Origin of the sequence: Brucella sp. IR073, from assembly GCF_049065735.1 — a bacterium.
In the GTDB taxonomy this organism is placed as follows: Bacteria; Pseudomonadota; Alphaproteobacteria; order Rhizobiales; family Rhizobiaceae; genus Paramesorhizobium.
Map to the genome: position 1 here is coordinate 58,824 of NZ_JBAKHD010000008.1, position 18,758 is coordinate 77,581.

Consider the following 18,758-nt stretch of genomic DNA (forward strand, 5'->3'; position numbering starts at 1 on the left):
TGCGCAAAATGCGTGGAGATGGCGGCGGTTTCGTCATAGATTGCGGCCATGAACCGTCCCACCTCCTTGGTGCTTCCCGCTGCCGTTGCGCCTCCCGCTCCCTGGGCGAGGGGACATGATCTGCCTGACATTTCCGAGGCGGAGGCTGCGTTTTTTGCCGGCGCGGCGTTGCAGGCGCTGGATGGCCTGATCCGCGGCGGGCCGGAGTGGACCGGCCTGTGGCGCGCGCGCATGGCGCTGAAGGCGGCGGCGGTTTCCACCTCGCTGCTAGGCAAGCCTGAAGAGGAGGGGGCTTTGCGGGACGCGGTCTGCTTGACCCGCCCGGGCGAGGACCCGGGACCGGCGGGGAGGGTGCTTCTCGCCTGGCGCAGGCTTGGCCGCCATTCCGGGGCGATTGACGGTGATGTGCTGGCGTCGATTGCCGAACTTTTCGGGGCGAAACCCGATATTGATTGGAAGGAACTGGCCGGGCAGATTGATACGCGGGGGCAGGGCGGGCGTGCCGCGCCCTTCGCCGCAATCGAAGCTGCCGAGCATATTGCAGATGGCTTCCCGGCTTTGACGATCCCCGCCGAGCTCTTTGCCTTTTGGCTCGCCGACCTCACCCTTGCCGCAGGCCTCAAATGGCCGCGGCCCGTGCCCTTGCTTATCACCCAGGTTCAGAAATCCTTCTTCCGCGAAGGGCCGAACCGTCGCCGCCTTCGGATCGGAGAGGCGGGCTGGCGCACGGCCTGTCTCATTGCCTATGGGCAGGCGGCGCTCGAGGCCTATGATTTCGGCATGGACGCGGCCCGGCGGGCGGAACGGCTGAAACTCATCGCGCCCAAGCTGCGCGCGAAAGGCGCGGCGCGCATTGTCGAAGCGCTGCTTCAGGACGATGCGCTTTTGCCTTCGGCGTGGGTGGGTGTGGCACCAGGGCAGGGCATGACCGACCGCGCGGTGCGGCGGCTTTTCGAGCGGCTTCTGACGCTGGGCGCCGTCCGCGAGCTGACGGGGCGGCCCACCTTCCGCCTTTACGGGCTTTGACGCATGGCCTCTCGCAGCAAAGAGAAGCGGGAACAGCCGCCATTCGACCGTGACTTGCCTGATCTGCCGCCTGAAGCCCGCAGACGCGAATGGATGAACCGCGTCGAGGCGGCGATCTTCGCGGCGAGCGAACCTGTCGGCCTGGCGGCGCTGCAGCGGCTGGTCGGGGATGATTGCGACATCGAGGGCATGATCGAGGACATTCGCGAAGAGTTGCTGGCGCGGCCCTATGATATCGTCCGCGTGGCGGGCGGCTTTCAACACCGTACGCGCCCGGCCTATGCGGACGCCATCCGCACAGCCACCGGGCGCAGCGAGAAACAGGCGAACCTGACGCAAACGCAGGCGCTCGCCCTGATCACCATCGCTTATACCCAGCCGATTACACGCGCCGACCTTTCCGCCTTTACGGGCCGCGAGATCAGCCGGGATATCATCGCACAATTGCGCAATGCCGGCTTCATCACGTCAGGCCCGCGCAGCCCGCAGCCCGGCGCGCCCTACACCTACATCACCACGGACGCCTTTCTATCGCACTTCGGCTTCGACACGCTGCGCGACCTGCCCGACATCGAGCAGCTGGAGGAGGCGGGCCTCCTCGACCGCAACAGGCCGCTCGCGGAGCTGCCGGGTATTCCGCAGCCGGACCCGGAAGAGGATGAATTCGGCTGAGCGATTGCGTTGCACTGATTATTTTGCCATTGGCTTGCGGTGAGGGAGGGGCAGCAGAACCGGGGAGGCGGGGCGTTAACAAAATGATAACCAAGCCGGGCAAGCGAGCCACCATACGCGATGTCGCCAAGGCGGCGGGCGTGTCGATCAAGACGGTCTCCCGCGTCTTCAATGACGAACCCAATGTGCGCGAGGAGATCAGGGAGAAAGTTCGCCAGGCGGGGCGCAAGCTCAATTATCACCCCAATGTCGCGGCCCGCAATCTGGCGCGCAGAAGATCGCATCTCATCGGTCTTTTCTTCGAAAACCCGAGCCCAGCCTATGTCACCGAATTGCAGATGGGCGCGTTGCAGCGGCTGCGCGGCACCGGCTACCGGCTGCTGATTTTCCCGGTCGAGAACCGTGCGGACATTCGCGGGGCGATGGTGTCCACGGCCTATACCTCCGGCCTCGACGGCGTCATCGTGACGCCGCCCATGTGCGACGATCCCGCCATATTGGACGAGCTTCTCGCCTCGCATCTGCCCTTTGTGCGCATTGCGGGCGATACGGGTCTTTATACCAAGGGAAGCGTCGTCATCGACGATGAAAGAGCCGCATTCGACCTTGCGGACTATGTGCTGCGACTAGGCCATCGCCGCATCGCCATCGTGATCGGCGACGCGACGCACCGCTCCGCGCGGCTGCGGCTCGCCGGGTTTCGCCGGGCGCTGGAGGCGGCGGGCATCGCGCCCGATCCGGCGCTGGAAGTGCAGGGCGCCTTCACCTTCCAGAGCGGCCTCGATGCCGGCCGGCGGCTCCTGCACCACGCAAACCGCCCGACAGCCATCCTCGCATCCAATGACGATATGGCCGCAGGCATCCTCCAGGCGGCGCACGAACTGCGCATCGCCGTGCCGCAAAAGCTATCGGTCGTCGGCTTCGACGATACGGCGCTGGCAAAGATGGTCTGGCCGCAGCTGACGACGATCCGCCAGCCCATCTTCGAAATGGCCGAACGCGCCGCGGATATGCTTCTCTCCCACATCGGCACGGGTACAGCGCCGGACACGGTGGAACTATCTTATGACCTGGTCGTCAGGTCTTCGGCTGGGGAAGGGCCGGAGGCGTAATGTTGCCCGCTCGGCTGGGAATGCACCCCGGCTTTAAGCCCGCCGACCCCCAGCAGCGTTTCGTTACCGTGCCGCGGAAGAAAGGCGACATTGAAGTCGTCGACCGTGACGAGCATCCGCGCGCGACGAGCATGGAGGCGCTTTCAGGGCTGAAACCGGTGAACAGGCGCGAGGGCGCAACCGTGACGGCGGGCAATGCCTCGGGCGTCAATGATGGCGCCGCCGCGCTGATCGTCGCTTCCGAAAGCGCCATGAAGAAACACGGCCTGACGCCCATGGCGCGCATCCTCGGCGGCGCCATGGCCGGCGTCTCGCCGCCCGTCATGGGCATCGGCCCAGTCCCGGCCCCGAATAAGCTGATGGCACGGCTCGGGCTGAAACAGGAGCAATTCGACGTTATCGAACTCAACGAAGCCTTCGCCTCGCAAAGCCTGGCAGTGTTGCGCAGCCTCGGCATCGCCGACAACGACCCGCGCGTGAACCCCAATGGCGGCGCAATCGCTCTGGGGCACCCTCTCGGCATGTCGGGCGCACGCATTGCGGGAACTGCGGCGCTCGAGTTGAAGCTCAGAGGCGGCAGATATGCGCTGGCTACGATGTGTGTCGGCGTAGGGCAGGGCATCGCGGTGGCGCTGGAGAGGGTTTAAACTTGCTGGACCATCCGCACGATTGGTGTCCTAATGGCTGATCATCCACGGGCGGGCCGAAGGGAAGATTTTGCCGCCGTCGGCGCGATAAACCGCCTTGGAGTGATTCTTGCCACCGCAGCAGGAACATCCAGGACCATGTCCCGACGATTTCAACGTTTTTGGCGCGTGGGCTGAACGTTCATTCGTCGTATGAGCGTTTCGCGCCGCGCCATCCATGGAACTGAAGAAAGGCGCCGAAAAAAATGCCCGTGGGGCAGGGATGCCGCACTGCGGGCAAGCGCATGGTTCGACGGATCGCGCCATTGGTTGATTCTCGGTAAACGGACCGCAATCGGGGCAGCTATAGTCGTAATTGGGCATGGAAACGCTCGTGGTTAGCGGACCTGAAGGTGGAACTGGGGGACGTGCACGCAAAGGGGTGCTTGAGCAGTAGAAGAGGGGAGGGCGGAGGTTTCTCCACCCTCCCTTTCTGGCTAAAGATCCGGCGCCAGCGGAACGTCGATCTTTCCGTCAAGGAACTGCTTCGGGCCTTCTGAGCCGGGCTTCAGGTCGAATTCGAAAATATCGAGCGGCAGCCACAGCGTGGCGCAGGCGTTCGGCACATCGACGACGCCGGAGATATGGCCCTGTACGGGCGCCGTTCCAAGGATCGCATAGGCCTGGGCCCGGCTATACCCGAACTTGGTGAGATATTCGATGGCATTGAGGCAGGCCTGACGGTAGGCGATGTGAACGTCGAGATAGTGCTGCGTGCCGCCTTCATCGACGGAGATGCCCTCGAAGATCAGATAATCGTCATATTTCGGTGTGATCGGCGAGGGGCGGAAGATCGGATTCCTGATACCGTATTTCGCCATGCCGTCCTTGATCAGGGTCACCTTGATGTGCAGCCAGCCGGCCATTTCGATAGCGCCGCAAAAGGTGATCTCGCCATCGCCCTGGCTGAAATGCAGATCGCCCATCGAAAGGCCCGCGCCGTCGACATAGACTGGGAAATAGATCTTCGAACCCCGCGAAAGATCCTTGATATCGCAATTGCCGCCATGTTCGCGGGGCGGGACGGTGCGTGCGCCTTCCGCTGCGGCCTTGTCGCGGGCCTCGCCTTTCAACGCGCCCATATGCGCGGTCGGGCCGCCATTCGGCAGGTTCGCCAGCGCCGGCACCCGTTCCGGATTGGTGTCGAACAACGCCTTCTCGCGTGCGTTCCACATATCGAGCATCTTGCGATCAGGCAGACAGCCGATGAGGCCGGGATGGATGATGCCTGCATATTTGACGCCCGGCACATGACGGGACGAGGTGAACATCCCATGGAAATCCCAGATCGATTTCTGGGCTTCGGGAAAATGCTCGGTCAGGAACCCGCCGCCATTCTTTTTGGAAAAGAAGCCATTGAAGCCCCAGAGACTGTCGTCGAAGGTGCCGATATCGAGGATATCGACGACCAGAAGATCGCCGGGCGCGGCGCCCTTGACCCCGATCGGACCGGAAAGGAAGTGCACCTGAGACAGATTGACATCGCGAACGTCGGAGGCGTCGTCGTCGTTCTTGATCTGACCTCCCGTCCAGTCATAGGTCTCGACGCGGAAGTCGTCGCCGGGCTCAACCCAGCAGGCCATCGGGATGTCCGGATGCCAGCGGTTGTGGATTTTCTCATTCGTATAGGGCGATTCATTGAGATCGACCTTGATCAGCGTTTCGGGCATTTCTTGCTCCTTCCTGGGTGAGGGATAGGGTGGTCAAACGGACAGAAAACCGGCAATCTTCGCCTCATCGATGCTGTTGCGCGGGCTCTCATGAACGATGTCTCCCTTCTCGATGACGAGGACACGGTCGGCCATGTCGAGGGCGAAACTCAGAACCTGCTCGGAAACGAGGATCGACAAACCCATCCGGTCGCGGATGCTGCAAAGGGTTCGGGCCATTTCCTTGATGATCGAGGGCTGGATCCCCTCGGTCGGCTCATCGAGCAAAAGCACTTTCGGCTTTGAGGCGAGCGCCCGGGCGATCGCGAGCTGCTGCTGCTGGCCGCCGGAGAGGTTGCCCCCGCGCCGCCCCTTCATCTCAAGCAGCACAGGAAACAGTTCGTAGAGGGAATCGGGCACCGCGCGTTCGCCGGTAACGGTGAGCCCGGTCTCGATGTTCTCCTTCACGGTCATGGCCGGAAAGATCATGCGTCCCTGCGGCACATAGGCGAGGCCGGCGGCAACGCGGCGATAGCTCTCCATACCAACGACCTGTGCGTCGCCGATGCGGATGATGCCATGCGCGGACGGGACGATTCCCATCAGCGCCTTCATCAGCGTGGTCTTTCCCATGCCATTGCGGCCCATGATGGCGACGATCTCGCCGGGGTTGAGGGCAAAGTTCATGCCGCGGATCACCTGGCTCTGGCCGTAAGCGACATGAAGGTTCTCGACTGTGAGCATCGTATTGCTTCCTAATGACCGAGATAGACTTCGATGACCTTGGGATCGCTCTTGACGCGCTCCATCGACCCTTCCGACAGCACCTTGCCCTGATGCAGCACGGTGACGCGGTGGGCGATGTCCTCGACGAACTTCATGTCGTGCTCGATCACGATCACCGACTGGTTGCGGATGATGGTGTTGAGCAACTCGGCGGTCTTAACGCGCTCCGCAACGCTCATGCCGGCAACCGGCTCATCGAGCATCAACAGCTTCGGGCTTTGGATCAGCAGCATGCCGATCTCCAGCCATTGCTTCTGGCCGTGGCTGAGGATCGCCGCCTCGGTGTCGAGGTGGTCTTTGAGGAAGATCAGCCCGGCCACCTCCTCGACGCGGTCGCGCACCTCGGCGTCGCGGCGGAAAAACAGGGCGCCGAAAACGTCGCGTCCGCGCGGGAAGGACAGCTCCAGATTCTCGAACACCGTCAGGTCCTCATAGATCGACGGGTTCTGGAACTTGCGCCCGACGCCCGCATGCACGATCTCGAATTCGCGCATGCCGGTCAGCTCCTTGCCGGAAAAGCGGATCGAGCCGCCGGTCGGGCGGGTGCGGCCGCAGATCAGGTCGAGCACCGTCGTCTTGCCGGCGCCGTTCGGGCCGATGATGACGCGGATTTCGTTCTCATCGACGTAAAGAGAGAGGTCGTTGACCGCCTTGAAGCCGTCGAAGGAGACGGTGAGTCCTTCGACCGCAAGCAGGAAATCCTTCTGTCCGGTATCGGTGACAAGCATGACGTGCATCTCTCAGTTCGCCGGATTGGTCGTGGCGGCGATGGGCCGCCTGATGACGGAATGCTTTAAAAGCCGCCGCAGCCAGGGTTCCGCGTGGTCGTGGTAAAGACCGGCCAGGCCGTTGGGGAAGGCCATGACGACGGCGATGAAGAGGCCGCCCATGGCGAACAGCCACAGTTCCGGAAAACTCTCCGAGAACGACGTCTTGGCGGCATTGACGATGAGCGCGCCGTAGACCGCGCCGAAGAGCGACAGCCGCCCGCCGACCGCGCAGAAGATCACCATCTCGATGGAAGGAACGATACCGACGAAGGAAGGCGACATGAAGCCGACCTGGAGGGTAAACATGGCGCCGCCGATGGCCGAGAAGGCAGCGGCAAGGCAGAAGATGAAGATCTTGAAATTGGAGACGTCGTAGCCGGAAAAGCGCACGCGCTCCTCGCGGTCCCGCATGGCGACGAGCAGCCGGCCGAATTTGGATATCTTCACCGCCTGCGCCAGCAGCACCGAGGCGAGCAGCAGGACGGCGCAGATGAAGTAGAGCGTCAGCTTGGCGCCGTCGGTGCGGATGTCCCAGCCATTCAGGGTGCGCAGGTCGGTGATGCCGTTGACGCCGCCGGTATAGCCCTGCTGGCCGATGATCAGAATGGTCATGATCGCGGCGATCGCCTGGGTGATGATGGCGAAATAGACGCCGCCGACGCGCCGCTTGAACATGGCCGCGGCGATGATAAAGGCGAAGAGGACGGGCACCGCGACGATGGCCACAAGCGTGAAGCCCAAGGAATGGAACGGCTGCCACCAGAAGGGCAGTTCGGTCAGCTGGTTCCAGTCCATGAAATCGGGGATGCCCGGCGTCGATTGGATCTTCGTCGCCTCCGGCGTCGAGGCTTCGAGCTTCAGGTACATCGCCATGCAGTAGCCGCCGAGCCCGAAAAAGATGCCTTGACCGAGGCTTAAGATGCCGCCCATGCCCCAGCAGAGCACCAGCCCGAGCGCGACGAAGGCATAGGTCAGATATTTGCCGATCAGGTTGAGGCGGAAGATATCGACCGAAGCCGGCAGGACGAGAAGGATGAAGCCTGCCAGGATGGCGAAGGCGAGCCACCCCTGCCTTGAAAAGAGAATGTCGTCGGTTTTCATCGAAAAACTCCTCAGCGGCGGATGTTGAGTGTGAACAGGCCCTGCGGACGCAGCATCAGGATGATGACGACGGTGAGCAGGGTCAGCACCTTGGCCATCGAGCCGCTCATGAAGAACTCCATGGACGATTGCGCCTGCGAGATGGTGAAGGCCGAGGCGATGGTGCCGATCAGGCTGCCGGCCCCGCCGAAGACGACGACGAGAAAGGTGTCGACGATATAGAGCTGGCCTGCCGTCGGGCCGGTGGAGCCGATCATGGTGAAGGCGGAGCCCGCTATGCCGGCTATGCCGCAGCCGAGGCCGAAGGTCATCCGGTCGACGCGCTTGGTGTTGATGCCGACGGCGCCAGCCATGACCCGGTTCTGCAACACCGCGCGCACTTGCTTGCCCCAGGCGGAGCGAAACAGGATGAAATAGACGGCAAGGGAGACGAGCAGCGTCAGCACCATCACGAACAGGCCGTTGATCGGAATTTCGATCGTGTCGGTGAGCGCGATCGAGCCCATCATCCAGTCAGGCAGGGTGACGCCGACCTCGCGGGCACCGAACACCGAGCGGTAGAGCTGTTGCAGGATGAGCGACAGCCCCCAGGTGGCCAGCAGCGTGTCGAGCGGCCGGCGGTAGAGGAAGTGGATCATTCCCCATTCCACCAGCACGCCCAGCGCGAAGGCGGCAATGAAAGCCAGAGCCATGGCGATGAAGAAATAGACCGGGAAGAGGCCGGGCACATATTCGGTTACGATATGCGAGCAGATATAGGTCACATAGGCGCCGAGGATCATGAATTCGCCATGCGCCATATTGATGACGCCCATCTGCCCGAAGATGATCGCCAGGCCCAGAGCCATCAGAACGAACACGGAGAAGAGGCTCAGCCCCGCAAAGCCCTGCATAGCCAGGATCGAGGTGAATTCGCCGATCGTATAGTCGCCAATCATGGTGGTCTCGCGGAAAGCAGACAGATATCGGGAGCGGAAACGGAACCGGCGCCGCCCGCATGGGCAGGCGGCGTATCGAGGCTTATTGATAGCCTTCGGGGAACGGATTGGGCTCCATCAGATCGGTCGTCTCATAGACCACCGCATACTGGCCATCCGCCTTGGCGTGGCCGACGCGGGCCTTGGACCAGAGGTGATGGTTTTCGTGGATCTTTACATAGCCTTCCGGCGCGGTCGTCAGTTCAATGCCGGGCGAGGCGGCCTTGACCTTGTCGATGTCGAAGGAACCGGCCTTCTCGACGGCGGCCTTCCACAACCAGGGACCCAGATAAGCGGCCTGCGTAACGTCGCCGATGACGATATTGTCGCCCCACATCTTCTTGAAGGCTTCGACGAAGGCCTTGTTGTTGGGATTGTCGAGGCTCTGGAAATATTTCATCATCGCATAGGCGCCGGCTATGTTCTCGCCGCCGATCCCTAGGATTTCATCTTCCGTCACCGAGATGGTGAGAAGCAGCGGCTTCTCCTTGGAAAGATCGATGCCGGCTGCCTTCAACTGCTTGTAGAAGGCGACGTTGGAGCCGCCGACGACGATGGCGTAGATCACATCAGGCTTCTTCAGCTTGATCTTGTTGATCACCGAGTTGAACTGGGTATGGCCGAGCGGGTAATAGTCTTCGCCGACGACCTCCAGCCCGAGCTTCTCGATGTGCTTGCGGGCGATCTTGTTGGAGGTGCGCGGCCAGATATAGTCGGAGCCGAGCAGGTAGAAGCTCTTGGCGCCCTTTTCCTTCACCACCCAGTCTATGCCGGCGAGGATCTGCTGGGTCGCCTCCTGGCCGGTGTAGATGACGTTCGGGCTTTCCTCCAGACCTTCATAGAAAGTCGGATAATAGAGCATGCCGTTATATTGCTCGAAAACCGGCAGCACGGCCTTGCGCGAAGCCGAGGTCCAGCAACCAAAAACGGCGGCGGCCTTGTCCTGCACCAGCAGCTTCTTGGCCTTTTCGGCGAAGGTCGGCCAATCGGAGGCGCCGTCCTCCTGGATGAATTCTATCTTTCTGCCCAGAACGCCGCCGGCAGCGTTGATCTGTTCGATGGCCAGCTTCTCCGCCTGCACCGAACCGGTCTCGCTGATCGCCATGGTGCCGGTCACGGAATGGAGGATGCCGACCTTGACGGTGTCATCGGTAACGGCGAGCCCGGTCGTGTTGACGGCAGCCGTCGGATAGTCCGCCGCCAGAACAGGCCCAATCATCGAAAGCAGCGGCAGGCCGGCAATGCCCGCCAGCAGCGTCCGCCGGGTCACGGACAGGGTATTTTTCGAAATATCATCCCTCATGGCAAACCCCTCATCATGTCGCTCTTTTTTGAACCTTCTGCCGATCGATCAATCGACAGCTGCGTGAAGTTCGACAGAATTGGTGCGCCGCAACAATGGAGCGTTTAACGTATTTGCCCCCATGCGTTTTGCCCGTAACATGCGGGCATCGATCCCAAGAATGCGTCTATTTCATTGAATAAAAAGGGGAACATCTTGGGGGTCGAATGTCCCGGCTGGCCTTTTCGCCTCCATCATTTTACCGCCCGAACGGGTGCGCGGAAGTGGAATGAAACTTGCTTCGGCTCCCTTTGGGGCCGGGGCAGGGGATGCAGCGAAAATGCCTTGGGCCCAAGAGGGAGCATCAGGCTTGAACACGGCGCAGCGCATTCCGAGAAACCGGCGCAGCTACAACAAATGGGTGGCGAACCAGACGCTGGAGGACTACGCGCTGCGGTTCACCGCCTACAAGGTGCGGCGCTTTTCCAACTGGCGCATCGCCAACACCGCGATCGGCGCGATCTCGTTCCTGGCGCTGGAGGCGATCGGCGGGGCAATCACGCTGAATTACGGTTTCTCCAACGCGGTGGCTGCGATAGCCGTCTCCTGCACGATCATCATGTTGATGGGGGTGCCCATCGCCTATTACGCCGTCAAATATGGCGTCGATATCGACCTTCTGACGCGCGGCGCCGGCTTCGGCTATATCGGCTCGACGGTAACCTCGCTGATCTATGCGACATTCACCTTCATCTTCTTCGCAATCGAGGCGGCGATCATCGCGACGGCGCTGGAGCTCTGCACCGGCCTGCCACTGCCGATCGGCTATATCATCGGCGCGCTTGTTATCATCCCACTCGTCACTCATGGCGTCACCTTCATCAGCCGCTTTCAGGCGTGGTCGCAGCCGTTCTGGGTCGTGCTGCAATTGGCGCCCTTCGTCTTCATCGCCGCCCAGAGCCATCCGTCGGTGCGGCAGTGGACCGGCTATTCGGGACTGTGGGGGCATGCGGACGGCCGCGTCGATCTCGTGCATTTCGGCGCAGCCTCGGCGGTGATCTTCTCGCTGGTCGCCCAGATCGGCGAGCAGGTGGACTTCCTGCGTTTCCTGCCGCGGCGCGATCATGCCAACCGGCTGCGCTGGTGGGCGGCGCTGCTCGCGGCAGGTCCCGGCTGGATGGTGATCGGCGGGTTGAAGATCCTGGCGGGCTCTTTCCTCGCCTTCTACGCCTTTCAGCACGGCGTCGATTTCAAGGATGCCTCAGACCCGACGCAGATGTACTTAAGCGTCTTCAGCGAAATGCTCGGCTCGCCGGAGCTGGCGCTCGGTGTCGCCGGCATCTTCGTCGTCATCTGCCAGCTCAAGATCAACGTTACCAACAGCTATGCCGGTTCGATTGCCTGGTCGAACTTCTTCTCGCGGCTGACCCACAGCCACCCCGGCCGCGTCGTCTGGCTCGTCTTCAATGTCATGCTCGGCCTGCTCTTGATGGAATTCGGCGTCTACAAGGCGCTGGAGCAGACATTGGGGCTGTACTCGATCCTCGCCGTCTCATGGATGGGGGCGATTGTCGCCGACCTCGTCATCAACAAGCCGCTCGGCCTGTCGCCGCGCAAGATCGAGTTCAAGCGGGCGCATCTCTATGACGTCAACCCGGTCGGTTTCGGAGCCATGACCATCTCCGCGCTGGCCGGCCTCATCGCCTATTTCGGCGCATTCGGTCCGACGCTCGCCGCCGTGTACATTTATGTCGCTCTGCTGTCCGCCTTCGTCCTCGCGCCGGTGCTGGCGGTCGCGACGCGCGGGCGCTATTACATCGCAAGGCAATCTTCGGCGAACTGGAAGAGCGGCCAGTTGATCGAATGCTGTATCTGCGAACACCATTTCGACAGCGAGGACATGGCGAGCTGCCCGATCTATTCCGGGCCGATCTGCTCGCTCTGCTGCTCCCTGGACGCGCGCTGCGTCGATAGCTGCAAGACCGACGCCCGCTTCATGCAGCAGTTGCGCGGTTTCGCAATCGCGTTCCTGCCGGGCCGGCTCCAGGCCTTCCTCGAAAGCCGGCTTGCCCGCTATCTCGCCGTGCTGACCGTGGTGACGGCGCTGATCGGCCTCGTATTCTGGCTCATTTACTTCCAGAGCAGCCTCGACCGGACACTGCCTCCCGCACAGACCGCCGCCGTGCTGTGGAAGCTGTTCATCATCATCTTCATCATCGCCGGCATCATCGTCTGGCTGTTCGTGCTGGCGCAAGAGAGCCGCACCTTCGCCGAGGACGAGGCGCGCAAGCATACGCGGCTTCTGATGGACGAGATCGAGGCGCATGAGGAGACGGACCGGCAGTTGCAGAAGGCGAAGGAAGCGGCCGAGCAGGCCAATGTCGCCAAAAGCAAATATGTCGTCGGCCTCAGCCACGAGCTGCGCACCCCGCTCAGCGCGATCCTCGGCTATGCCCAGCTGCTGGAACGGCAGAAGGGATTGCCGGTCTACATCCATAATGCGGCGCGCACGATCAAGCGCAGCGGCGAGCACCTGGCCGACATGATCGAGGGGCTGCTCGACATCTCGAAGATCGAGGCCGGGCGGCTGGAAATTTTCCGCCACAAGATCGCGCTCAGGCCCTTCCTCGACCAGATCGTCGATATGCTGACGCTTCAGGCTCAGGCCAAGGGCGTCGATTTCGAGTTTCGCGCCAGTTCCTCGATGCCCGATTATGTCGTCACCGACGAAAAGCGGCTGCGGCAGGTGCTGATCAACCTCCTGTCGAACGCCATCAAATTCACCAACCATGGCAAGGTCAGCCTGACGGTGACCTATCGCGGTCAGGTGGCGACCTTCGAGATCGAGGACACCGGCGTCGGTATCCACGAAACGGATATCGAACGGATATTCCTGCCGTTCGAGCGGGCTGAGCAGCCGGGCAATGTGGCCCGGTCTCCCGGCACGGGGCTAGGACTAACGATCACCAAGCTGCTGGTGGAAATCATGGGCGGCGAACTCCTGATGCGCAGCACGCCGGGCACGGGCACCTATGTCAAGGTGCGGCTGCATCTTTCCGCCGCTACCGGCATTGAGGATGTGTCCGCCGCCATTTCACGCATCAGCGGCTATGAGGGCGTGCGGCGCACCGTACTGGTCGCCGATGACGACGGCAACCAGCGGGCGCTTCTGGAGGATGTACTGCGGCCGCTCGGCTTCACCGTCATCACCGCCGCCGACGGGAAGGCGTGCCTTTCGGCCCTGTCGCTCTACCGGCCTGATATCCTCATCCTCGACGTCGCAATGCCCGGCATGTCCGGCTGGGAGGTGGCGCGGCAAGCGCGCAAGCGGACCGGGCGCGAAATGCCGATCATTATGCTATCCGCCGATATCGGCAACGAGCGGACGAACCCGGAATATGCCGGCCTCTGCGATGCCTACCTCACCAAGCCCTTCGGCTTCGACGAGTTGTTCGACTGGTTCGGGACATTGCTGCCGCTGACGTGGGTGCATGCGGACGAGGGAACTGTCGAGGCGGAACCGCAGCCGGATTTCGCTCCGGGCGAACTGCCCGAGCCGCACAAGCTGAAACAATTGCGGACGCTTGGCCAGACCGGCTTCATCCGCTCGATCGAGGCGACGCTGAACGATATCGAGACATCTGCGCCGGCCACGGCGCGGTTTTGTCACCATATGCGGCACCTCGCCGCGAACTATCGGCTTCGGGAGTTCCTGGCCGTGATCGAAGAGGTGAAGAATGCCTGACACAATGGACACAAGCCGTGTCCTCGTCATCGACGATTCCCCGGATGCGCTGCTCATGCTGTCCGACGCACTGACGCTTGAGGGCATGGAGGTCCTCACCTGCAACAGCGGGCGGCAAGCGATCACGCTGGCCCACAGCAATTCGCCCGATATCGTGCTGATGGATGCCGTGATGCCGGGCCTGGATGGATTCGAAACCTGCCAGATCCTCAAATCCGCGCGCGGCTTCGAGGACATTCCCATCATCTTCATGACCGGCTTCAACGAGAGTGAGCATGTGGTGCGCGCGCTTGCGGCCGGTGGTGTAGACTTCGTCAGCAAGCCGATCGAGCTGAACGAGCTGTTCGCCCGCATGCGCGTGCATCTCAGCAATGCCCGCCGCGCCCGCTCCGCACACCGGGCCCTCGATTCGACCGGGCGCTGGATCATCGCATGCGACCGAAACGGCCGGATATTCTGGTCGACGCAGCAAGCCGCCGACTTGATGCAGCGGGCTGGGATACGCTCTGACCAGCGCGCCTACCTTCCCTGGGAGGTGGTGGAGTGGCTTGGCCGAAGCGAGCAGGGGGCACCAATAAACCTCCGCGAAGCGTTCCGCTATTCGCGCAACGGCCAGGATATGGAGTTTCGCCTTCTCAGCGACGATGGCGGCGACGAAATATTGCTGCGCCTCGTCGACCGGCATCGCGGCACCGATGAGGAACAGCTCGCCAAGGCATTCGGGCTGACCTTGCGCGAGGCGGAGGTGCTGCTCTGGATCGCTCACGGCAAGGCGAACAAGGAGATCGCCGATATCCTCGATATGTCGCCACGCACCGTCAACAAGCATCTCGAGCAGATATTCAACAAGCTGATGGTGGAAAAACGCACCTCCGCCGCAACGATGGCGGTGAGGGTGCTCTGGCGGGACGCGTGAGCCGTTGGATCAAGTGCCATTGGAGCTCGGTCCTCTCTCCAGCGCTGCGAGCAGGGCTGCGACCAGTTTTCCACATGGCGAATGGCGGGGCCAGACCATCCCGATTTCCCGCGGCATCGCCCGTCGCGGCAAAGGCAGCCGCAATACATTGAGGCTCTGGTGCCATGGAGCCGACCAGTCGGGCACGAGCGATACGCCCAGCTCGTTTTCCACCATAACGCCGATCGCCTCCAATGAATCGAGCTCCAGCCATTCCTTCGGCCGGATCTCGTTTTCCTGAAGGTAATGGTCCGCCAGGCGTCCGCCCCAATTGTTCCGGTCATAACGGATGAACGGCTTGCTACGGAGAAGCTCATGCGGAGTGGCGTCATCCGCCGATGCCGGCGCCATCAGCACCAGCGGCTCCGAACGCAGGAGACGCCATTCCAGCGTCTTGGGTAGCGCAAAGGGTGGCTTGACCACGATCGTCGCATCGATCTTCTCGTTCAGGAGGGTCTGATAGAGATCGGCGGATGTGCCTGGAAGCAGGAATACCTCCACATCCGGCATCGTGGACCGGACATGCCGGAGCGCGGAAGGAAGCAGGCCGGTCAATGCGGTGGAAATGGCGCCGAGCCGCAACTCGCCGGACATGTCATTGCACGCAAGGCTGCGAAGGTGATGAACGTCCGACAGAATGCGCCGGCTTTTTTCCAGGATGGCGTGACCGGCTTCCGTCGGCTTCACCCGGCGACCGGATCGCACCAAGAGCGGAATCCCGATCTCGTCCTCCAAGGCCTGCATTCTTTGCGCAACGGCTGCAGGCGTGATCCCCAGCCTTCGGGACGCCTCAGCCAGCGAACCGAATTCCGCAACAACAAGAAAGGTTTCCAGGAAACGCGTCTCCATTTAGGTTTTCTATCGTTTGAAGCTATAAAAAACTAGATTTTTCTGTGGTTTTTTCTGGGGCATAGTCGGGCGAAACGGAGCAAAAGATGGATTTGCGGATCAAAGACAAGGTTGCGCTTAAACAAGGAAACAGGAACAACAAATGACGCTCGATCCAGAGATCGTCGAGACGCTGAAGGGCGTCTCGACCGCCACGCTGACGACCGTGCTCTTGAAGAAAGGGTTGCGCAATGTATGGATGCGCGGCACGAAACCTCTGAAGCCGGGCCAGGGCCGGATCGTCGGCCCTGCCTTCACGCTCCGCTTCGTGCCCGCGCGTGAGGATCTCGCCACGCCGGAAAGCTGGGCCTCGCCGATCTCCACCCGCGCCGCGATCGAAGCCATGCCCGAGGGCTGCATTGCGGTGGCGGACGCTCTGGGCGTGCTCGACGCCGGCATTTTCGGCGATATCCTGTGCTCCCGCATGGTGAAGCGCGGCGTTGCGGCTCTCATCACCGATGGGGTGATGCGCGATGCGGAGGGCGTGCTCGGCACAGGCATGAATGTCTGGTGCAACGGCGTCGCTGCTCCTCCTTCGGTGGCTGGCCTTACCTTTGTCGGATGGCAGGAGCCGATCGCATGCGGTGGCGTGGCCGTATTCCCCGATGACATCGTCGTGGCAGACGAGGACGGGGCGGTCCTTATTCCGGCGAAGCTGCTTGACGCCGTGCTGGCGGAAGCGCCGGAACAGGAGCGGATGGAAGCCTGGATCATGACCGAAGTCGACCGCGGCGTGCCGCTGCCGGGTCTCTATCCGATGAATGCCGAAACCAAGGCGCGCTATCAGGCGTGGAAAGAGTCGCAATGACCTTCTCCACGCAGTCCCACGGCGTCTATGCCATCGCCGCGACGCCGTTTTTCGATAATGGCGCGCTCGACCATTCATCGATCGACCGGCTGACGGACTTCTATCAGGATAGCGGCTGCAGCGGCATCACCATTCTCGGCATCATGGGCGAAGCGCCTAAGCTGGAGCCGGCGGAATCGCGGGCCATCATCAAGCAGGTGGTGGGCCGCTCGCGCGTGCCTGTTATCGTCGGCGTTTCCGCGCCGGGCTTCGCCGCCATGCGCTCACTGGCGCGAGACGCCATGGATATGGGCGCTGCGGGCGTGATGATTGCCCCCAATCCCACGCTCAGGACCGACGATCAGATCGTCACATACTTTGCTCAAGCGGTGGAGGCGGTCGGCGAGGAAGTGCCATGGGTGCTGCAGGATTACCCGCTGACCCTCAATGTGGTGATGTCGGCGAGTGTCATCGCGAAGATCATGGCCAACCATGCATCCTGCCTGATGCTGAAACATGAAGACTGGCCGGGACTGGAGAAGATTTCCAAGCTTCGTGCCATGCAGAAGGCTGGAGAGCTGCGACCGTTCTCTATCCTGTGCGGCAATGGCGGCATGTTCCTCGACTTCGAGCCGGAGCGCGGCGCTGACGGCGCGATGACCGGCTATGGGTTTCCCGATATGCTCGTGGAACTGATGGACCTGTTCGCCAATGACAGGCGGGACGAGGCGCACGATCTTTTCGATGCGCACCTTCCCTTGATCCGTTACGAGCAACAGCTCGGCATCGGCCTTGCTGTCCGCAAGCATGTCCTGAAGCGGCGCGGCGTCATCACCTCCGACGCGCAGCGCAAGCCCGGGCTCGCCCTCAGCGAGACCGGCAGAGCCGAAGTGGATTACCTGCTCCGCCGGCTGGCGAAACACGACCGGCGCGCTGCGGTCTGACACGGGTTGAAGCCGCGGATGCACAGTTCCGCGGCTTCATGACATCATCCGGTCAACGATCATCCTCGCAATCGGCATGGCCGACGTCGCGGCGGGGGAGGGGGCATTGCAGACATGCAGTTGCCGCGGCGTGTCGAGGAACAGAAAGTCGTGAACCAATGTGCCATCGGCGAGAATCGCCTGCGCGCGGATACCCGCTCCCGGCTCGCCGAGATCATCGATCCTGAGGCTCGGGCAATATTTGCGGCATTGCTCCAGATAGCGGCGCTTCGAAAGGGAATTGCGGAACTCGGTCACGCCTGAGGCGAGATTGCGTTTCGCCATCTTCCAGAACCCGCCGAAAGCCGCCATCTGCGCCACGTCCTGCGGATTGAAACTGCCTTTGCGATATCCCTCGCGCGAAAAGCCCAGAACCGCATTCGGCCCGACCGTTACCCGGCCGTCGATCGTGCGTGTCAGGTGAATGCCGAGGAAGGGAAGGTCAGGGTCCGGTATCGGGTAGATCAGATGCTTTACGATGCCCGATTTGCTTTTCGGCAGGGTATAATACTCGCCCCGGAACGGCACGATCTGGTGGCGTACTTGAAGGCCGGCGAGCTTCGCGATACGGTCCGATTGCAGCCCGGCACAGGCGATAAGCCGGCCGACCTTCAATGTCACGCCGGTATCTGTCGTCACGCTGACGCCGGAATCGCCCTCCGCGATGCCGGTCACCGTGGTGGACCGCATCAGCCTGACACCCGCATCGGCCAATTTTTCAGCCATCGCCAGGCACACACGCCTGTAATCCACAATGCCCGTGGCCCTGACCAGCAGTGCTCCAAGGCCACTGACATTGGGTTCCAGCTCCGCAAGGCCTGTCCCGGAAACCGGCTCGAATTCGATCTCGTTCTCCCGCGCTCGGCTCGCCAGCGCCGCCATCCGCTCCATTTCAAGAGGCGTCGTCGCGACAAGAAGTTTCCCGCAGGTCTCGAAGGGAATTCCGGAGCCGCGGCAGAACTGCTTGGTGGCCTCCGCCCCTTCGCGGCAAAGACGCGCCTTGAGCGACCCCGGCGCATAGTAGATGCCCGCATGAATGACGCCGCTATTGTGGCCGGTCTGATGTTCCCCGAAGCCCGCTTCCTTCTCCATCAAGACGATTTTGGCGGAAGGATCCCGCCGGTGAAGTTCCATGGCAGTTGCCAACCCGACAATGCCGCCACCCACGACGCAATATTGATAGTCCATTATAACGGCTCCAATGCCTAGACTTGCGCCTCATCGGCTTTATCTTCTTTCGTCCCGAAAGCTTCAGAAGGAGAAGAAAGATGATCATCGCCAGAGTAAAAGCAATGGTGTAGCCGCGATAGGCCTTTCAATAAATACTAGAAGATCGCTC

General features: G+C 61.9%; 16 protein-coding genes and 1 pseudogene. 8 read left to right on the forward strand and 9 right to left on the reverse strand.

The features are described from left to right. Positions 1-48 precede the first annotated feature (48 nt). The 4 genes and pseudogenes from ACOWVG_RS16210 to ACOWVG_RS16225 all read left to right on the forward strand — a co-directional run. Positions 49-1,026 carry a DUF1403 family protein gene (locus ACOWVG_RS16210; protein WP_420963358.1) on the forward strand — a complete coding sequence of 326 codons (978 nt, stop codon included), beginning with the start codon at positions 49-51 and terminating at the stop codon, positions 1,024-1,026. A 3-nt stretch (positions 1,027-1,029) separates the two neighbouring features. Next, the gene (gene scpB, locus ACOWVG_RS16215) at positions 1,030-1,698 is read left to right on the forward strand and encodes an SMC-Scp complex subunit ScpB (protein ID WP_420963359.1); all 669 of its coding nucleotides are present in this window, start codon (positions 1,030-1,032) and stop codon (positions 1,696-1,698) included. Between the two features lie 86 nt (positions 1,699-1,784). Then, positions 1,785-2,810 (forward strand): LacI family DNA-binding transcriptional regulator, encoded by a 1,026-nt coding sequence (locus tag ACOWVG_RS16220; RefSeq protein ID WP_420963442.1) that lies wholly within the window; start codon positions 1,785-1,787, stop codon positions 2,808-2,810. Positions 2,811-2,872: 62 nt separating this feature from the next. Next, a pseudogene (locus ACOWVG_RS16225) lies at positions 2,873-3,457 on the forward strand (3-oxoadipyl-CoA thiolase); the annotation flags it as partial. A gap of 30 nt (positions 3,458-3,487) precedes the next feature. Here the strand turns inward: ACOWVG_RS16225 and ACOWVG_RS16230 are convergent. The 7 genes from ACOWVG_RS16230 to urtA all read right to left on the reverse strand — a co-directional run bounded on the left by ACOWVG_RS16230 (position 3,488) and on the right by urtA (position 10,082). Next, a complete protein-coding gene (locus ACOWVG_RS16230; protein WP_420963360.1) occupies positions 3,488-3,820 on the reverse strand; it encodes an FmdB family zinc ribbon protein in 333 nt (110 codons plus the stop codon). 113 nt (positions 3,821-3,933) lie between these two features. Continuing rightward, positions 3,934-5,166: a formamidase gene (gene fmdA, locus ACOWVG_RS16235; protein ID WP_420963361.1), complete on the reverse strand. Its 1,233-nt coding sequence runs from the start codon at positions 5,164-5,166 to the stop codon at positions 3,934-3,936. Between the two features lie 33 nt (positions 5,167-5,199). Continuing rightward, the gene (gene urtE, locus ACOWVG_RS16240) at positions 5,200-5,889 is read right to left on the reverse strand and encodes an urea ABC transporter ATP-binding subunit UrtE (RefSeq protein ID WP_420963362.1); all 690 of its coding nucleotides are present in this window, start codon (positions 5,887-5,889) and stop codon (positions 5,200-5,202) included. 11 nt (positions 5,890-5,900) lie between these two features. Further along, a complete protein-coding gene (gene urtD, locus ACOWVG_RS16245) occupies positions 5,901-6,659 on the reverse strand; it encodes an urea ABC transporter ATP-binding protein UrtD (RefSeq protein WP_420963363.1) in 759 nt (252 codons plus the stop codon). Positions 6,660-6,671: 12 nt separating this feature from the next. Next, on the reverse strand, positions 6,672-7,802 hold the full coding sequence (gene urtC, locus ACOWVG_RS16250; RefSeq protein WP_420963364.1) for an urea ABC transporter permease subunit UrtC: 1,131 nt from the start codon (positions 7,800-7,802) through the stop codon (positions 6,672-6,674). Positions 7,803-7,813: 11 nt separating this feature from the next. Then, positions 7,814-8,740 (reverse strand): urea ABC transporter permease subunit UrtB, encoded by a 927-nt coding sequence (urtB, locus tag ACOWVG_RS16255; protein ID WP_420963365.1) that lies wholly within the window; start codon positions 8,738-8,740, stop codon positions 7,814-7,816. An 82-nt stretch (positions 8,741-8,822) separates the two neighbouring features. Continuing rightward, positions 8,823-10,082 (reverse strand): urea ABC transporter substrate-binding protein, encoded by a 1,260-nt coding sequence (gene urtA / locus ACOWVG_RS16260; protein ID WP_420963366.1) that lies wholly within the window; start codon positions 10,080-10,082, stop codon positions 8,823-8,825. Between the two features lie 319 nt (positions 10,083-10,401). On the opposite strand from urtA, the gene ACOWVG_RS16265 reads away from it, so the two are divergent. Both ACOWVG_RS16265 and ACOWVG_RS16270 read left to right on the forward strand, forming a co-directional pair. After that, positions 10,402-13,806: an ATP-binding protein gene (locus ACOWVG_RS16265; protein ID WP_420963367.1), complete on the forward strand. Its 3,405-nt coding sequence runs from the start codon at positions 10,402-10,404 to the stop codon at positions 13,804-13,806. Next, a complete protein-coding gene (locus ACOWVG_RS16270; RefSeq protein WP_420963368.1) occupies positions 13,799-14,722 on the forward strand; it encodes a response regulator in 924 nt (307 codons plus the stop codon). Before ACOWVG_RS16265 ends, ACOWVG_RS16270 begins: the two co-directional genes overlap by 8 nt. A 9-nt stretch (positions 14,723-14,731) precedes the next feature. Here ACOWVG_RS16270 and ACOWVG_RS16275 read toward each other — a convergent pair whose 3' ends face one another. Continuing rightward, on the reverse strand, positions 14,732-15,610 hold the full coding sequence (locus ACOWVG_RS16275) for a LysR family transcriptional regulator (protein WP_420963369.1): 879 nt from the start codon (positions 15,608-15,610) through the stop codon (positions 14,732-14,734). A gap of 142 nt (positions 15,611-15,752) precedes the next feature. Between ACOWVG_RS16275 and ACOWVG_RS16280 the strand changes: the two genes are divergently transcribed. Both ACOWVG_RS16280 and ACOWVG_RS16285 read left to right on the forward strand, forming a co-directional pair. Next, positions 15,753-16,457: a ribonuclease activity regulator RraA gene (locus ACOWVG_RS16280; RefSeq protein WP_420963370.1), complete on the forward strand. Its 705-nt coding sequence runs from the start codon at positions 15,753-15,755 to the stop codon at positions 16,455-16,457. Beyond that, positions 16,454-17,380: a dihydrodipicolinate synthase family protein gene (locus tag ACOWVG_RS16285; RefSeq protein WP_420963371.1), complete on the forward strand. Its 927-nt coding sequence runs from the start codon at positions 16,454-16,456 to the stop codon at positions 17,378-17,380. Before ACOWVG_RS16280 ends, ACOWVG_RS16285 begins: the two co-directional genes overlap by 4 nt. Before the next feature lie 36 nt (positions 17,381-17,416). Here ACOWVG_RS16285 and lhgO read toward each other — a convergent pair whose 3' ends face one another. Further along, positions 17,417-18,610: an L-2-hydroxyglutarate oxidase gene (gene lhgO / locus ACOWVG_RS16290; RefSeq protein WP_420963443.1), complete on the reverse strand. Its 1,194-nt coding sequence runs from the start codon at positions 18,608-18,610 to the stop codon at positions 17,417-17,419. Positions 18,611-18,758 lie beyond the last annotated feature (148 nt).

Bases quoted from the DNA above. Each gene is read 5' to 3' on its own strand.
- scpB (WP_420963359.1), top strand. From the start codon at position 1,030: ATGGCCTCTCGCAGCAAAGAGAAGCGGGAACAGCCGCCATTCGACCGT.
- urtE (WP_420963362.1), bottom strand. From the start codon at position 5,889: ATGCTCACAGTCGAGAACCTTCATGTCGCTTACGGCCAGAGCCAGGTG.
- ACOWVG_RS16270 (WP_420963368.1), top strand. From the start codon at position 13,799: ATGCCTGACACAATGGACACAAGCCGTGTCCTCGTCATCGACGATTCC.
- ACOWVG_RS16275 (WP_420963369.1), bottom strand. From the start codon at position 15,610: ATGGAGACGCGTTTCCTGGAAACCTTTCTTGTTGTTGCGGAATTCGGT.
- urtC (WP_420963364.1), bottom strand. From the start codon at position 7,802: ATGAAAACCGACGACATTCTCTTTTCAAGGCAGGGGTGGCTCGCCTTC.
- ACOWVG_RS16265 (WP_420963367.1), top strand. From the start codon at position 10,402: ATGCCTTGGGCCCAAGAGGGAGCATCAGGCTTGAACACGGCGCAGCGC.
- fmdA (WP_420963361.1), bottom strand. From the start codon at position 5,166: ATGCCCGAAACGCTGATCAAGGTCGATCTCAATGAATCGCCCTATACG.
- urtA (WP_420963366.1), bottom strand. From the start codon at position 10,082: ATGAGGGATGATATTTCGAAAAATACCCTGTCCGTGACCCGGCGGACG.
- ACOWVG_RS16285 (WP_420963371.1), top strand. From the start codon at position 16,454: ATGACCTTCTCCACGCAGTCCCACGGCGTCTATGCCATCGCCGCGACG.
- ACOWVG_RS16230 (WP_420963360.1), bottom strand. From the start codon at position 3,820: ATGCCCAATTACGACTATAGCTGCCCCGATTGCGGTCCGTTTACCGAG.
- ACOWVG_RS16280 (WP_420963370.1), top strand. From the start codon at position 15,753: ATGACGCTCGATCCAGAGATCGTCGAGACGCTGAAGGGCGTCTCGACC.
- ACOWVG_RS16210 (WP_420963358.1), top strand. From the start codon at position 49: ATGAACCGTCCCACCTCCTTGGTGCTTCCCGCTGCCGTTGCGCCTCCC.
- urtB (WP_420963365.1), bottom strand. From the start codon at position 8,740: ATGATTGGCGACTATACGATCGGCGAATTCACCTCGATCCTGGCTATG.
- urtD (WP_420963363.1), bottom strand. From the start codon at position 6,659: ATGCTTGTCACCGATACCGGACAGAAGGATTTCCTGCTTGCGGTCGAA.